The 14,397-nt window shown below is 65.0% G+C and carries 14 protein-coding genes; 11 read left to right on the forward strand and 3 right to left on the reverse strand.

Going from position 1 to position 14,397, the window contains the following annotated elements; all coding sequences use genetic code 11:
- The first annotated feature begins 12 nt into the window (after positions 1-12).
- From IG178_RS18275 to IG178_RS18285, 3 genes are read left to right on the forward strand one after another with little or no spacing between them, the layout of a single operon-like run.
- Positions 13-1,614: a divalent metal cation transporter gene (locus tag IG178_RS18275; protein WP_193214018.1), complete on the forward strand. Its 1,602-nt coding sequence runs from the start codon at positions 13-15 to the stop codon at positions 1,612-1,614.
- Between the two features lie 20 nt (positions 1,615-1,634).
- Complete coding sequence (locus tag IG178_RS18280) at positions 1,635-2,678, forward strand: Gfo/Idh/MocA family protein (protein ID WP_193214019.1); 1,044 nt, start codon at positions 1,635-1,637, stop codon at positions 2,676-2,678.
- A 10-nt stretch (positions 2,679-2,688) separates the two neighbouring features.
- Positions 2,689-3,555: a sugar phosphate isomerase/epimerase family protein gene (locus tag IG178_RS18285; protein ID WP_193214020.1), complete on the forward strand. Its 867-nt coding sequence runs from the start codon at positions 2,689-2,691 to the stop codon at positions 3,553-3,555.
- A 48-nt stretch (positions 3,556-3,603) separates the two neighbouring features.
- Here IG178_RS18285 and IG178_RS18290 read toward each other — a convergent pair whose 3' ends face one another.
- Entirely contained in the window at positions 3,604-6,654 is a 3,051-nt protein-coding gene (locus IG178_RS18290) for a beta strand repeat-containing protein (RefSeq protein WP_193214021.1), read from the reverse strand.
- A gap of 210 nt (positions 6,655-6,864) precedes the next feature.
- Between IG178_RS18290 and IG178_RS18295 the strand changes: the two genes are divergently transcribed.
- The gene (locus IG178_RS18295) at positions 6,865-7,620 is read left to right on the forward strand and encodes a YqjF family protein (protein WP_193214022.1); all 756 of its coding nucleotides are present in this window, start codon (positions 6,865-6,867) and stop codon (positions 7,618-7,620) included.
- Here the strand turns inward: IG178_RS18295 and hpt are convergent.
- Entirely contained in the window at positions 7,601-8,134 is a 534-nt protein-coding gene (gene hpt / locus IG178_RS18300; RefSeq protein ID WP_193214023.1) for a hypoxanthine phosphoribosyltransferase, read from the reverse strand. The genes IG178_RS18295 and hpt overlap by 20 nt on opposite strands.
- Positions 8,135-8,179: 45 nt before the next feature.
- Complete coding sequence (locus IG178_RS18305) at positions 8,180-8,500, reverse strand: hypothetical protein (RefSeq protein WP_193214024.1); 321 nt, start codon at positions 8,498-8,500, stop codon at positions 8,180-8,182.
- Positions 8,501-8,693: 193 nt separating this feature from the next.
- Between IG178_RS18305 and IG178_RS18310 the strand changes: the two genes are divergently transcribed.
- From IG178_RS18310 to IG178_RS18340, 7 genes are all read left to right on the forward strand, one after another.
- Positions 8,694-9,686 carry a malate dehydrogenase gene (locus tag IG178_RS18310; protein ID WP_193214025.1) on the forward strand — a complete coding sequence of 331 codons (993 nt, stop codon included), beginning with the start codon at positions 8,694-8,696 and terminating at the stop codon, positions 9,684-9,686.
- A gap of 137 nt (positions 9,687-9,823) precedes the next feature.
- Positions 9,824-10,606, forward strand: a complete 783-nt coding sequence (locus IG178_RS18315; protein ID WP_193214026.1) for a thiazole synthase — start codon at positions 9,824-9,826, stop codon at positions 10,604-10,606.
- Complete coding sequence (locus IG178_RS18320) at positions 10,603-11,406, forward strand: cysteine peptidase family C39 domain-containing protein (protein ID WP_193214027.1); 804 nt, start codon at positions 10,603-10,605, stop codon at positions 11,404-11,406. The genes IG178_RS18315 and IG178_RS18320 overlap by 4 nt, the downstream gene beginning before the upstream one ends.
- Positions 11,407-11,452: 46 nt before the next feature.
- Positions 11,453-12,106, forward strand: coding sequence for a Rossmann-fold NAD(P)-binding domain-containing protein (locus IG178_RS18325; RefSeq protein ID WP_193214028.1), 654 nt, complete (start codon positions 11,453-11,455; stop codon positions 12,104-12,106).
- A gap of 142 nt (positions 12,107-12,248) precedes the next feature.
- On the forward strand, positions 12,249-13,169 hold the full coding sequence (locus IG178_RS18330) for a sugar phosphate isomerase/epimerase family protein (RefSeq protein WP_193214029.1): 921 nt from the start codon (positions 12,249-12,251) through the stop codon (positions 13,167-13,169).
- Positions 13,170-13,179: 10 nt separating this feature from the next.
- Complete coding sequence (locus tag IG178_RS18335) at positions 13,180-13,410, forward strand: DUF2905 domain-containing protein (RefSeq protein ID WP_193214030.1); 231 nt, start codon at positions 13,180-13,182, stop codon at positions 13,408-13,410.
- Positions 13,411-13,460: 50 nt separating this feature from the next.
- The gene (locus tag IG178_RS18340; protein WP_343226012.1) at positions 13,461-14,348 is read left to right on the forward strand and encodes a sugar phosphate isomerase/epimerase family protein; all 888 of its coding nucleotides are present in this window, start codon (positions 13,461-13,463) and stop codon (positions 14,346-14,348) included.
- The last annotated feature ends 49 nt before the right edge of the window (positions 14,349-14,397 follow it).

Below are 14,397 nucleotides of genomic sequence, written 5' to 3' on the forward strand. Positions count from 1 at the left end.
TTTCCCAACTCCATGAACAAACCCAAGGACGAACTGGCCCTGATCGAAGAGGCCGCCACCAAAGGCCCGCTCGGCAAGGCCGCGATCTACGCCAAGCTTTCCGGACCCGGCTGGCTGCAAGGCGCAATCACCCTCGGCGGCGGATCGCTGGCGGGAGCCCTCTACCTCGGCGTGATCGCCGGCTACGGCCTGATGTGGCTCCAGCCTCTGGCCATGATCTGCGGCATCATCATGCTCGCCGCGATCGCCTACGTCACGCTGACGACCGAGCAGAGGCCCTTCGGCGCCGTGAACCGGCACCTGTCCCCGCTTCTCGGCTGGTCATGGCTGATCGCCACGGTCATGGCGAACATTGTCTGGTGCATGCCCCAGTTCAACCTGGCCCGCGCCGCGATCCAACAGAACCTGGCGCCGGGGATCGGGGACAGCAACACCTGCACGCTCGCGATCTGCGTGATCCTGCTGCTGGTTTGCTTCGGTATCAACGTGCTCTACGAGTCCGAGGGCCGGGGCGTGAAGATCTTCGACAACATCATCAAGGCGATGGTGGGCCTCATCGTCCTTTCGTTCTTCGCCGTGGTCATCACCCTCTCCAAAACCGGGGCTCTCGACTGGGGGAAGATCCTCGGTGGCCTGGTGCCCGACCCGTCGCTCCTGTTCAAGCCGGCCGCCGCTTACACCGAGCTCATCGCCTCGTCGTCCCATCCGGAATGGTGGACGAACAAGATCACCTCGGACCAGCAGGACATCATCATCACCGCCTTCGGCACCGCGGTTGGCATCAACATGACCTGGTTGCTGCCCTACTCACTGCTCAAGAAGCGCTGGGGCAAGAAGCACCGGGGACTGGCCATCTTCGACCTCTCGATCGGTCTCTTCGTGCCGTTTTTCCTCGCCACCTCCTGCGTCGTGCTCGCCGCGGCCTCGCAATTCCACGCCAAGACCGACGACGTGACTCCGGGAGCCGGCGCCCCGACGCTCGAACTCCTCGCCAAGGCCCATCCGGGACCGGCCAATGACGCCGACGCGAAGCTCGCCGACATGCTGGTCAAGCGCGACAACTTCCAACTCGCCACCACCCTCAAGCCGCTCGCGGGCGAAACCGTGTCGCAGAAGATCTTCGGCTTCGGCGTGCTCGGGATGGCGGTGTCGACCATCATCATCCTGATGTTGATGAACGGCCTCGCCTTCCAGGAGCTGTTCGGCCGTCCCGGCAACAAACCGGTCCACTTCCTCGGCTGCGCGGTCTCGGGGCTCGCCGGTGCCAGCGGCCCCTTCATCTGGACCGGCGCCGCCGCCGCGGCCCTCGCCATCCCGACCTCGGTGATCGGCGGCTCCCTCATCCCCATCGCCTACTTCACCTTCTTCCTGATGATGAACTCGCGCAAGGTGCTCGGCGAAAACCGGCCCAAGGGAGGCAAGCGCATCCTCTGGAACGCGCTCATGGCCACCGCCACCGGCATCGCCACTTTCGGGTCCCTGTGGGTGCTGAAGAGCAAGGCCAACTTCGAAAGCTGGAAGGGCATGATTCCCGCCGCCGGCATCGCCATCCTGATCCTCCTGTTCGTGGTCGGAACCCTCTCGTTCATCCGGAACGAGGCGAAGGCCGACTGAAACCGCCTCCCCATCTCCTCATGAAATTCGGAATCATCGGTGCCGGCATGATCGGCCACTTCCACGCCAAAGCCATCACCGCCATGACCGGCGGCTCGCTCCATTCGGTCTTCGATCTCCGCCAGGAGGCCGCCGAGAAACTCGCCGGCGAATACGGTGCCAAGGCCTATTCGGACATGGCGGAGTTCCTCGCCGACCCCGAGCTCGAGATCGTCACCGTCGGCACCCCGTCCGGCGCCCACCTCGAGCCCTCACTCGCCGCGCTCAACGCCGGCAAGCACGTGATCTGCGAGAAGCCGCTGGAGATCACCACCGACCGCATCGACATGCTCATCGCGGCCGCGGAAACCAACGGCAAGACGATTGCCGCGGTGCTCAACCGCCGCTTCCACCCCGGCATGGACGCCTTCAAGAAGGCCGCCGACGAGGGCCGCTTCGGCACGCTCACCAGCGCTTCCGCCTACGTGAAGTGGTACCGCGACCAGGCCTACTACGATTCCGCCGCCTGGCGCGGGACCTGGGCCCTCGACGGCGGCGGCGCGCTGATGAACCAGTCGATCCACACCGTCGATGCGCTGCTTTATCTCGCCGGCCCGGTCAAGGCCGTCCAAGCCAACGCGGCATGCCTCGCCCACGAGCGCATCGAGGTCGAGGACATCGTCGTCGCGATCGTCGAATTCGAGAACGGCGCCCGCGGTGTGATCGAATGCTCCACCTGCACCTGGTCGAAGGACGGTCATCCCGCCCGGGTCCAGCTTTCCGGCACCGACGGCTCGGTATTCCTCGCCGACGAATCTTTCGAAATCTGGGACTTCCGCGACGAGAAGCCGGAAGACGCCGGGATCAAGAGCACGCTGATGAAAGGCCAGGAAGCGGGGCTCGGCGCGAACGATCCGAGCGCGATCAATTTCTACCAGCACCAGCGGAACTTCGAGGAAGTGGTCAACGCCATCAACGAAGGCCGTGAGCCCAGCACCTCGTCGGCCGAAGCCCGCAAGCCCGTCGCCCTGATCCAGGCGATCTACGAGAGTGCCCGTAACGGCGGCAAGCGCGTCGAACTCTAACACCCTACGGATGAAACTCACCGGATTCGCCGACGAAGCGTCACGCGACCTCGACCGCCAGATCGCCGCCACCCGGGACATCGGGTGGTCCGCGATCTCGGCGCGGATGATCGGGGGCGCGAACATCCACGAACTCCCCGAGGCCGAGTTCGACGATGCCGCCGGACGCCTCGACGCCGCTGGCATCCAGATCCCGGAGTTCGGTTCCCTGATCGGGAACTGGGGCAAGAAGATCGGCAGCGATTTCGAAGTCACGCTGGCCGAGATCGAGCGTGCCATCCCGCGCATGGAACGACTCGGGACCCAGTTGATCCGGGTCATGTCCTACGCCCAGGAACCGTGGGGCGAAGACCAGCAGGAGCAGGAACGATTCCGCCGGTTGCGCGAGATCGTGAAGCGATTCTCGGACGCCGGTCTCACCGCCATCCACGAGAACTGCATGAACTGGGGAGGTTTTTCCGCCGAGCACACGCTGCGCCTGGTCGAGGAAGTTCCCGGGCTCAAGCTCGTCTTCGACACCGGCAACCCGGTGTTCCAGAAGGATCGCTCGAAACCCGAGCCCTTCCCGTGGCAGGATCCCTTCGAGTTTTGGCAAAAGGTCCGCGACCACGTCGTCCACATCCACGTCAAGGATTGCCGGAATCCCGTCTCCGACGACGTGGAGCCGGAATACACGATGCCCGGTGAAGGCCAGGCCAAGGTGGTCGAGATTCTCACCGACGCCAAGGCGCGTGGCTACGCCGGCTGGGTCGCCATCGAACCCCACGTCGCCACGGTTTTCCACGCCGCGGACCCGACGGCCGTCGACTGGCAGCAGTGCTACGACAGCTATGTCGATTACGGCCGGCGGATGGCACGGATCGTCGCGGCCTTGTAGGCCTAAAAAGCCGCGCGATCGACGGATCGCGCGGCTTAACCCTCCCCATCAGGGGGCAAGCTCCACGCCCACGCGGAGGAAGCCCTTGCCGGAGAGACCTTCGGAAGCGTCCAGCTTGAAGGTGTGGTATTCCCACTCCGTGCCGGCGAGCGATGGCAGGCCGCTGGCGGTTTCAGAGACCGAGACGTGAGACACCGCGGCGTCGAAGTCATCCAAGCCGAGGGATCCTTCGATACGATAGACGACGCCGTCCACCGTGGCGGTCTGGCTGCCACCGTCCGGGCCGAAGGTGGCACCGTCCCGGACCGCAACCACCAAGGTCAGTTCTTCGCCCGCAGGGCTGCTCGCATCCTGGATCAGCGCTCGCTGCTGCCCGGGATCCGACGCGTCCGTGGGGTCGCCGTGAAGCGCGAACTCCACGGCGTTGATCGTCCCGTCCTTGTCGGGATCCGCGTCCGGCAGCGCATCGGCTCCGGACAAGCCGTAACCCGCCGCCCAGCTATCGTAGGCGGAAACCGTTGCCAGTTCGGTCACGTTGAGCAGGCCGTCGCCGAGGATGGCCGCGGAGGTGAAGTCCGCCCCGACGGAATCCAGGCTGCCCCAGGTGCCGACCGCGGCAGGCACGCCGTCGATGACCAGCGACCGCACCGTGTCGGTGTCCGCCGTGGCCAGTTCAAGCGTGGCACCGCCCGCGATGGTCACGTCCGCGGTGTCCGGTAAGGTCGCGTAGTACATCAACAGGTTGCCGCCGAGCACCCGGGTGTTCCCGCTGTAGTCATTCTCGTAGCCATCCAGTTCGAGCGTACCGGCGCCGAGCTTGGTGAGCCCGCCGTCGACCGCCGCGTCGCCGGGGATGTCGGAATGCCGGAGGTCCTGATAGACCGCGACGTCGTTGCCATTGGTGTCGATCACCGCGCCGCCGTCGCGGACGTTCACCCGGGTCAGGCCCTGCATGAAGCTGAGCAGGGTCTCGCTCGACTTCAGGGTGCCGCCGTTGAAGTTGAAGGTCGAAGTGCCGGGCGAGAAGGTCGAACCGATGCGGCTCAGCAGCAAGGTGCCGCCGTTGAGGTTCAGGGTGGCATTATCGGTCTCCGTGGCGGCCATGATGATGCCGTAATAGAAGCCTCCGATGTTGCTGCCGCCCGTGCTGTTGGTCGCGTTCACGGTCCCGCCGTTGATGGTGAGGATGCCGGTGCTGCCCTGCTCGGCGATCACGGTGTTGCGCGAGACACCCGGGGCACCGCTGGCATTGAAGATGCCGCCATCGACGATATACTCCCCGGTCAGTCCCGGGCTGCGGCCGATGACCGAGTAGGAGCCGCTGTTCATCGCCCCGCCGGTCTGATGGAAGGTCCCGTCGTGGACGAAGAAGTTCTGGTTAGCCGCTACGGTCAGGGCGCCGTCGGCCAGTGTGAAGGTACCGGTGTCAAACTTGTTGAACTGCCCGACCGCCGCGGAACCGGAGAAGGTGAGGTCACCGCCGCCCTGAAGATTCAGCGTCTGGTTCCCGCTGATGTCCCCGCCGTAGCTCTTGGGTGCGCTGGTATCCAGCGTGAGCGGCCCGCCGGCCACCGAGATGTCGCCGGTGAAGCTCTGGGCCGAGAGATCCACGGTGAGCGTGTTGGTGCCGACCTTTGCCAGGGCGATGCCGCTGCCGATGTTGGTGGCGCTGCCGATATCGGTGGCAAGGATCGTATTCCCGCCGCCGGTGTCGAAGGTCACGAAGGTTCCGGGGGCGAAATCCGCGGCACCCATCAGCGCCAGGAAATCCGTCTCTCCGACATAGGCCCCGCCATAGCGGACCCCATAGCCGGCGCCTGCGGCCACCGTGACCTTTTCCGGCGCGGGAATCGCGCCCAGCACGTTCGCGATCAGGTGACCGCCTTCAATCGTCGTGTCCCCGGTATAGGTGTTGGTTCCCGCAAGGCCGAGGAAACCGTTGCCCTTCTTGGTCAACCCGCCGTTGCCCGATCCCGAGACCAGGTTGGTGGCGATGGTGGCGTTGAAGCCATTGGTGTCGACGATCGCCCCGCCGCCGTTGACCACGGGGTCGAGGTTGCCGCCGAAGTAGTTGGGAGTGCTCGACAGCGAACGCAGGGTGCCGCCGTCGAAGTTGAAGGTGGCGTTGCCCGCGCCCTTGGTGATCAGCTGGCCGTTGATGCTGAAGGTTCCGCCGGCGAGCAGGTTCACCGTGCCCGTCTGGTTGGCGGAGTTGGTGAGTTTCACCTGCGATCCGCTGTTGTGATTGTAGCTGCCGGTGCCGGACAGGGTCAGGATCCCGGAAGACGAGGTGGTCTGGTTGCCGTTGTAGCCCGTGCCGATGTTCAGCGGACCGGAGTTCACGTTCACACTGCCCGAGCTGATATTGAGGGTCCCGGTGGCGCCGGTGTTCGTTCCGAGGAACAGCGCCGTGGTCCCGGCGGCCAAGGTCAGGTTCCCCCCTGCGACGTTGACGGTGCCGTTGACCCCGTCCCCCACCCCGACGTAATCGCCGCTGGTCGTGAACGTGCCGCTCGTCAAGGTGAGCATGCTGGAGGTCGTCCCGGCTCCCACCCCGATGATGAACTTCTTGATAGCGAATGCCGGCGACGAAAGGTTCACGCGCGCCCCGGACACCGAGAAATTCCTGCCGGTCCCGGAATAGTCTCCGCTCAGGTTCAAGCTGCCCGTTCCCGCGATGATCACGTTGCCCGCGGTGGCGGTGATCGGGGCCGAAATTGCCGCGGTCACCCCGTCCGCGACGGTGAGGGTGTTGGCTGCCGTGTTGTTCAGCGTCAGGGACCCGCCTTCGATCGTGTAGCCATCGGAAAGGAAGCTCAGGTCATTGGCGGTGACCCCGCCCGCAGGAATGACGACGTTCCCGCCGGTGCCGGGGAAGATGGCGTCATTGTCAGTACCCGCGCCCGGCCAGGCGGAGTCGCTGCCGGCTGTCTCCGAGCTGTCCCAGTTGACGGAAGTGGTGGTGTCCCAGGTGCCGGCACCGCCATCGGCATCCGGGGTGAGGTCGGAACCATCCCAATAGAGCGGGACGGCGACCGCCGGAGCGGCGCTGAAGCAAGTAACGGCGGCAAGAGCCAGGAGGGACCGGCGATGAGTCATGGGTTCTGATATCATGGATTGAGGGTTCAATGATCGGGAGGCATCCCGGCCTCCACGGATCGCGCAAGGAACGTCCCGCCTATCAACCCTGTTTCAACATTCTGGAAATTTGTCTGACAGCAATTTGGCGGACCTCGATTCCACCGCTCCCCCCGGTCCGTGTTTTTCCCTTCCCAAGGGCCGGGGACCTGCTCCGTTGAACGGGTGTCAATGCGACTGCCCTCCACCTCCGACCGGCTCGCCACCCGCGAGCGGCCGACCGGCCACCCGGTGATGAAACAGCGCTGGTCGCGCATCTTGTTCCTGCACTGGCAGGTCGATCCAGCGCTCTTGCAAGTCCTGCTGCCGCCGGGTCTCCACCTTGACCTCCACGAGGGCAAGGCATGGTTGGGGATCGTTCCCTTCTACATGGAGCGAATCCGCCCGGTCTACCTGCCGCCCGTCCCCGGAGTCTCCTGGTTCCTCGAACTCAATGTCCGGACCTATGTCCATGATGATGCCGGGGTGCCGGGTGTTTGGTTCTTTTCCCTCGATTGCAATCAACCGCTCGCGGTGGAGCTGGCTCGTCGCGCCTTTCACCTTCCCTATCAGCATGCCCGGATGAGCTGCCGCTCCCTCGGATCGGTCACCGAGTATGATTGCCGGCGACGCTCCATGGATGCCACCGCCCGGTATCGATATGGTCCTGTCGGACCGGCTTCCGAGGCGGCTCCCGGCACCTTGGAGTTCTTTCTCGCAGAGCGCTATGTCCTCTACTCGAGCGGCGCGGACGGCTCGCTCCACGAGGGACGGGTCCATCACGCCCCCTATCGCGTTGCCCCGGCACATTGTGATCCCTGGTCCACGCTGCCCGCGATGTGGAACGGTCTGCCCACGATCGAGGGTCCACCCCGGTCCGTCCTGTGGGCGGGCCAGGTCGATGTCGATGTCTTCGCTCTGAAGAAGCTCAGGACACCGGTGTCTTGAGCACGCCGACGTAGGGCAAATTGCGGTAGCGTCCCTGATAGTCCAGGCCGTAGCCCACCACGAATTCATCCGCGATATAGAAGCCCACGTAGTCCGCGGCCACGTCCTCGGCGTGCGGCTTGTCCTTCGCGAGCAAGACCCCGGTTTTCACCTCCGTCGCCCCTTCCTCGAGAAGGCGATCGACCACGGCCTTCAAGGTCCGGCCGGTGTCGAGGATATCATCCAGCAGGAGCACCTTTCGTCCCTTCACTTCAGGCAGCTTGTGATCGAGGAAGCTCACCACACCGCTGCTTTCGGTGCCGCCGTGGTAGCTGGCGACGTTCACGCACTCGATCTCGAGCATCCGCGGAACCCGCCGCAGCAGATCGGCCGCGAAGACGAAAGCACCCTTGAGAAGAACGACCACCACCAGCACCTCGCCCGGGAAGTCCTGGCGGATCTCCTTGGCCATGACGTCGAGGCGCTTGTGGATCACCTGTTCGTCGACCAGCACGCGATCAATGTCGTCTTCCATGCCGCGAAGCATCCGCGTTTCCCGGCCCGCCGATCAAGCGGCAAGTCAGGGTTCGTCGCGCTCGATGCGGTAGACCTTCTCGCCGTGCCGGTGCAGGTTGAGACGATCCATCGCCTTGAGCTCGAGGAATTCGTGATCCTCCTTCAACGCCCGCAACTCGGTCTCACGGAACTCCTTTTCGGCGAGGATTTGCTCCTCCGCGGCCAGGGTCTGGGCCAGCTTGAATTTCAAGTCGGCCAGCCGCTTCTTCTGCGGGAGTGCCGAGGCGACCACCGCCAGACTGAGGATCAGGGCCATCAGCGCGAAGATGATGCGATTGACCGTGCAAATCACCCGCGTCTGGGCTTCCAGTCGCTTCAATTTCACCTCTTTCGCTCGTTTTCGGGGGGCGGCCATTTGCTGGGCGATTTAGTTAGCATTCCCGAAGGATTCCGGACAGGAAAAAATCATCACGCCTGCCGACGGGCATCCCGTCGCAAAGAACCGGCATCCCTTGCTGTTGCGGGGTCCGCGGTTGACCTCGGGAGGGCACGGGGCTTACACCAGTCATCAGTTACCCATGAAAGACCCCATCACCGTCTCCGTGACCGGCGCTGCCGGCCAAATCGGCTATGCCCTCTTGTTCCGCATCGCATCCGGCGCCGTCTTCGGTCCCGACCAACCGGTGAACCTCCGCCTGATCGAGATCGAGCCCGCCCTACCGGCGCTCGAAGGCGTGGTGATGGAACTCGACGACTGCGCCTTCCCGCTGCTGCGCGAGGTCGTGCCGACCGCGAACCTCGACGAGGGCTTCCGCGGCACCAACTGGTCGCTGCTGGTGGGCTCGGTGCCGCGCAAGGCGGGCATGGAGCGCAGCGACCTGCTCGGGATCAACGGCAAGATTTTCACCGGCCAGGGCCAGGCGATCGCCCGGAACGCCGCTTCCGACGTCCGCACCTTGGTGGTGGGGAATCCCTGCAACACCAACGCGCTGATCTGCATGGCCAACGCCGACGGGGTTCCCAACGAGCGCTTCTTCGCGATGACCCGTCTCGATGAGAACCGCGCCAAGAGCCAGCTCGCGAAGAAGGCCGGTGCCCATCACTCGGACGTCACCAACCTCTGCATCTGGGGCAACCATTCCGCCACCCAGTATCCCGACTTCACCAATGCCAAAATCGGCGGCAAGCCGGTGACGGACGTGATCAGCGACCGCGCCTGGCTCGAGGGCGAGTTCATCTCCACCGTCCAACAGCGCGGTGCCGCGATCATCAAGGCCCGTGGCGCCTCGTCCGCGGCCTCGGCGGCCAACGCCGCCATCGACACCGTGGTGAGCCTTGTCAACCCGACCCCGGATGGCGACTGGCACAGCGTCGCGGTCTACTCGGACGGCACCCACTACGGGATTGCCAAGGGGATCATGGCTTCGATGCCGATCCGCACCAAGGCCGATGGTTCTTGGGAAGTCATCGACGGCGTGCCCGTTGACGCGTTCAGCCAAGGCAAGATCGACGCCACCATCAACGAGCTGCTCGAAGAGCGCGAAGCCGTGAAGGATCTGATCCCGGCCTGAGTCCTGTTCCTGCTCCGGAAGCCGCGGGTGCTCCCCGCGGCTTTTTTGTTGCCCGGACGATGCGTTGGGCTCGCAGGAACACTCACGACCGACACGCCGCTTGCATGCGGGGGCCGCTTTCCTACAGTTCGCCGCGGATGTCCCAGACGCTTGTCATCGCCGGCCGCGAATTCAACTCCCGCCTCTTCACGGGGACCGGGAAATTCTCATCGAACGAGTCGATGCGCGACGCGCTCGCCGCGTCCGGAACCGAGATCGTCACCGTGGCCCTGCGCCGCGCCGATTTGACGGGCACTTCCGATCCCTACGCGAACATTCTCGATTACATCGATCCCGAAAAATATCTCCTGCTGCCTAACACCAGTGGCGCGATGAATGCCGAAGAAGCGGTGCGCCTCGCCCGCCTCGCCGCTGCGGCCGGCTTGCCGAAGTGGGTGAAACTCGAGATTCATCCGGATCCGACCTACCTCCTCCCCGACCCGATCGAGACCCTCAAGGCCGCCGAGATCCTGGTGAAGGAAGGCTTCACGGTGCTGCCTTACATCAACGCCGACCCGGTGCTGGCCAAGCGACTGCAGGAAGCCGGCACCGCGACGGTGATGCCGCTGGGCGCTCCCATCGGTTCCAACCGGGGTGTCGCCACCCGCGACCAGATCCGGATCATCGTCGAGCAGGCGATCGTGCCGGTCGTCGTCGACGCCGGTCTCGGTGCCCCGAGCCACGCCGCGGAGGCAATGGAGCTCGGCGCCGATGCCGTATTGATCAACACCGCGATCGCCATCGCCGCGGATCCCGTGCGGATGGCCATCGCCTTCAAAAAGGCGGTCGAGGCCGGACGCGAGGCCTACGAACTCGGCCTGCCCGAGCCCTCGGACGCGGCTTCCGCGACCAGCCCGCTGACCGGTTTCCTCAACGCATGAGCGCACTGGTCGTCCTCGGACTGGTGCTCGCCCTGTTCATCGTCCTCCACCTGCTCGGGTGGAAGGGGGCCGAAACCGTCGGGAGGAAGCCCCGGATTTTACTCGGTGTCCTGACGCTGCTGCCATGCCTGCCGGGGCTCTGGTTCGCGTTCTACTATCTCCACTTCCTGCCGGAGCCGCCACTGCTCTACCAGCTGCGATCGCTTGCCTTCAGCGAGGGCTTCCTGTCCTTGTTCGGACTCGCCTGCGGGGTGTGGCGGAGCTTGTTGCCGAAACTTCTGAAACCCCTGCCCACCGCGGCCGGAGTCTTCCTGCTGGCGATCCCCTTCCTCAAGCCGGTGCTCCACAAGCTCGACACCTCGAGTCTCCGGGACGAGTGGCGGGACGGTGCGTGCATCCAGACCTCGGTCGTCACCTGCGGTCCCGCGGCGGCCGCCAGCATCTTGCGGGAACTCGGCGACACCGAGGTCACCGAGCGCGACCTCGCGGAAGAAGCCTGGACCTCCGACAGCGGCACCGAAGCCTGGCATCTCGCCCGGGCCTTGCGTCGACGTGGGTATCGCGTGCGGTTCCTCGCCCCCAAGGGGCTGCCCGATCCCTTGGACCTTCCCGGGATCATGGGCACCGGGAGCATCCGGGCGGGTCACTTCATCGCGGTTCTGGAACTCGGAAACGGGGAAATCCGCTACATGGATCCGCTCCGCGGGCGCGTTCATACCGACCTTGCAGACTTCCATCGCTGGAACGAGACCGAACCCTTCTTCATGTCGATCCAGCCCGGTCCGGAAATCGGACCTTAGGACTATCGGGTTGCCGACCGGAGATTCGCGGCTTTGCTCCCCGGAGATGTCGAAACTGATGTTGATCGGAGCCAGCGGACTGGTCGGGCAGGAAGTGCTGCATCTCGCCTTGGCCGATCCGCGGGTGAACCTCGTCGTCGCGCCGACCCGGAAGGCATTGCCCGCCCGATCGAAACTGGAGAATCCCGTGATCGATTTCGACCAACTTCCCGCCGACGCGCCGTGGTGGGCGGTGGATGCGGTGATCTGCACCCTCGGCACGACCATCGGCAAAGCAGGCTCGCAGGAGGCCTTCCGCAAGGTCGATCACACTTATCCCCTCGCCTGTGGGCGACTGGCAAGGGATCGCGGCGCAACCGCCTTCGCCCTGAACTCTTCGCTCGGAGCCAATGCCGACTCGGGCAATTTCTACCTGCGCACCAAGGGCGAAGTTGAGCGGGATCTCGCCGCCCTCGGTTATGCCTCCCTCACCCTTGTCCGGCCGTCCGTGATCGGCGGCGAGCGCAATGAGTCCCGGCCCGCCGAGACACTCTCGAAAGTCCTCCTCAATCTCGTTCGACCCCTGGTTCCAAAGCGCTACCGGGTGGTGCCAGCGGTCGCAATCGCCGAGACTCTGTTAGAGTCGGCCTTGGCTGCAAAGGCCGGCACCACGGTGATCGAGTCGGAGGAAATCAGCGCGTCCACTCGCGGAGCACTTTGAGCCGAAGCCCCGCGCCCGATTCGCGACAAGGTACCCGGGATCCGGCAAGCTGCTTGGATGTGACTCATCCCTTGGCGGATTTCTCACAATCGCAGGGCAAAACTGCCTTCCCGGTCGACCCCGCCGCCGCCAAGCTCCGCTCATGAACCGCCGCCAATTCCTCGCCACCGGCACCCTGGCCGGTGCCCCGACGCTGCTCCACTCGGCCGATGCCACCGCCCCCGCAACGAGCCGGCCCAACCGCATCGGCGTCTCGTCCTACTCCTTCTGGGGCTTCCGCCGCGAGGAGCTGCGCGACATTCCCACCTGCCTCGACCACGCCGCACGGATGGGCTTCGATGGCTTCGAGGTCCTGCAGCGCCAGCTCGTCTCAACCGACAACAGCGAGCTCCAGAAAATCAAGCGCCACGCCTTCGTCAACGGCCTCGACCTGATGGGCTACTCCACCCACCAGGGCTTCCTCTCGCCCGAGAAGGAAAAGCGCGACGCCCAGATTCAGCACACGATCGACTGCATCGAGCAGGCCTACGCACTCGGCATCCCCACCATGCGGGTCAACTCCGGCACCTGGGGCACTTCCAAGGACTTCGATGACCTGATGGCCAAGCGGGGCATCGAGGAACCGCTCGAAGGCTACACCGAGGAAGACGCCTATGGCTGGGTGATCGAGTCCTACCGCAAGATCCTTCCGGTTGCCGAAAGGTGCGGCGTGATCCTCGGGCTGGAGAACCACTGGGGACTCGGCGTGACTCCCGAAGGCGTGAAGCGGGTCGTCGATGCCATCGATTCGCCCTGGCTGCGCGTCACCCTCGACACCGGCAACTTCCTCGAGGATCCCTACGCGCGGCTGGCCCAGCTGGCACCCGACACGGTGCTGCTGCAGGCCAAGACCTACTTCGGCGGCGGCGTCTGGTACACCCTCGACCTCGACTACCCGCGGATCGCCGGGATCCTCAAGGACGCCGGTTTCCGCGGCTACGTCTCGCTCGAATTCGAGGGCAAGGAGAATCCGTTGACCGCCATTCCCAAGAGTCTCGACTTGCTGCGCGCGGCCTTCGCGTGAAAGTGAGGCCATGGAACATGCCGGACGCCTGCTGGTCGTCGCCGGGCTCTGCTTGGCGGTCGTCGGGGCCCTGCTGTGGTTTGGCGGCGGCCGCGGCTGGCTGTCGTGGATCGGCCGCCTGCCCGGCGACATCCGGGTCGAAGGCGAACGCGGCGGCTTCTATTTCCCGGTCGTCACCTGCCTGCTCGCCAGCCTGCTGCTCAGCGGGATCCTGGCCCTGATCCGGCGATATTTTGGATAATCTCGTCACTTTTCATGGAACTTATTGACCAATAGGTCCGTAGAAGCGCCGTGCAACGCCGCCATTTCCTCACCACCCTCGCCGCCGCCTCCGCTCCCCTGACGCTGCGCGGCCAGTCCGCCGCGCAGGAGCCCGCACTGCCCATCAAGCTGGCGCTGAAGTGCGGCATGGCCAGCTTCGGCAAGAACCTCGAAGAAAAGTTCCGCATCCTCAAGGAGCTCGGCTACGACGGCGTGGAGCTCGATTCCCCGGGCGGCCAGGACAAGGAGGAAGCCCTCGCCGCCTCGCGCGCCACCGGCCTGCCGATCCACGGCGTGGTCGATTCGATCCACTGGAAAACCCGTCTTTCTGACCCCTCGCCCGACGTCCGCGAGGAGGGCCTGCAGGGTCTTCTCACCGCCATCCGCGAAAGCCACCGCGTCGGCGGCTCGGCAGTGCTGCTGGTGCCCGGCGTGGTCGATGCCAAGACCAGCCACGACGAGGCCTGCGAGCGCTCGATCGTTGAGATCCGCAAGGCCCTGCCACTGGCGGCCGAACTGGGCATCCACATCCTGATCGAGAACGTCTGGAACCGGATGTTCTACCAGGAAAAGGGCGGCGCGGAGCAATCCGCCGGGCTGCTCGCGTCCTACCTCGACGAGATCAATTCGCCCTGGGTCGGCTCCTACTTCGACATCGGCAACCACCAGCGCTTCGGCAAGCCCGCCGACTGGATCCGCACCCTCGGCAAGCGGATCGTGAAGCTCGATTGCAAGGACTGGGGCGTGAAGGCCGGGTTCTCCAAGATCGGTGCCGGCGATGTCGACTGGCCGGATGTCCGCCGCGCGCTGCGTGAAACCGGCTACACCGGCTGGGCGACGGCCGAGGTCGCGGGGGGCGACGCCGAACGCTGCGCCGAGATCCTGCACAACATGCGCATGCATTTGCTCGGAGTCTGACTTCGACGGCCCTTGCACCGGCGCGCGACGGCAGTTAGCACCTCGTCGG

The organism is Neoluteolibacter marinus (assembly GCF_014904755.1).
GTDB classification, from domain to species: Bacteria; Verrucomicrobiota; Verrucomicrobiia; order Verrucomicrobiales; family Akkermansiaceae; genus Haloferula; species Haloferula marina.